The organism is Aeromicrobium phragmitis, from assembly GCF_003674095.1.
Taxonomy (GTDB): Bacteria; Actinomycetota; Actinomycetes; order Propionibacteriales; family Nocardioidaceae; genus Aeromicrobium; species Aeromicrobium phragmitis.
The window spans coordinates 1-944 of the sequence record NZ_RDBF01000029.1 but is presented as its reverse complement, the minus strand read 5'-3'; the positions used below and the strand labels follow the sequence as shown (position 1 = coordinate 944).

Sequence of the window (944 nt, the reverse complement as noted above, 5' to 3'; positions counted from 1 at the left end):
CTGAAGCCCGTAGCGAAGTAATCGCTGTTCTCAACCGTGCCCGAGACCTGAGCGATATGCTCGCGGAACTGGTCCAGCGCACCGCCCGACAGATTGTCAGTCGCGCCGACACCGATGATGCGTGTGCCCTGGGCCTTGACCGCGTTGGCGCTTTCCACCGCGCGAGTGATCGACGGCACATCCGTGGAACCGCCGGGACCTTGGGCCGGCGATCCGTACTGCGTCGGGTTGCCGTCCGTCACGAAAAGCAAGGCGTCGTACTGCTCGGGAGCCGATGCGATCGCCGCGAACGCGCGATCCCAGTTCGTGCCGCCTCGCTGCGAGTTGGGCCGCTGAATGCCGTTCACCTTGTCCGCGATGGTCTGGGAGCCCTGGGGCGTCATGACCGAGGTCAAAGGAAGGGGCGCGTTAGCCGGCGAACCCGTCGCGGGGGCGTTCGAGGCGAACGTGTGGATGGCGATCTGAACCGGATATCCGGTCAGCCCGGCCGCGAACTCCGCGATGTTGGACTTCATCTCTGCAAGCTGACCGTCAGTCACCGAGTTCGACAGGTCGAGACTGATCGCGAGCTTCAGATCCGGCTCACAGCGTTCAGGAAGACTCGGATTCGGAGCCGGGGGCGTCGTCGACTGGACCGCGCCGGCGGCGGTGATGCTGCCCATGACCGCGACCAGCATCGCCAACATGAGGGCGATGGCGCGGCGGGGCCAGCGGAGGTGGCGCCTGCGAGAGGCATGATTCGGCCTGGACCGAGAAGTGGACGTCACGGTGCTGCTCTCCTTGCACGGGCGGTGGGGAGTACCGCGGCAAACCGCGGCAGGACACAGCAGGGCTGCATGCCATAGTTCATCATTCATCCTCACACCGCGGCCGCTGCCCCGAATGCTGGGATTTCACCCTCATTTTCACCCCCCTCGCTTCCCCTGGTCCCTCCTTCTCGCGAG

1 protein-coding gene is annotated in these 944 nt (G+C 65.5%); it reads right to left on the bottom strand.

Going from position 1 to position 944, the window contains the following annotated elements:
* Positions 1-686: vWA domain-containing protein (locus D9V41_RS16065; protein WP_166376080.1), on the bottom strand; the 686-nt coding region annotated here is incomplete at its 3' end.
* Positions 687-944 lie beyond the last annotated feature (258 nt).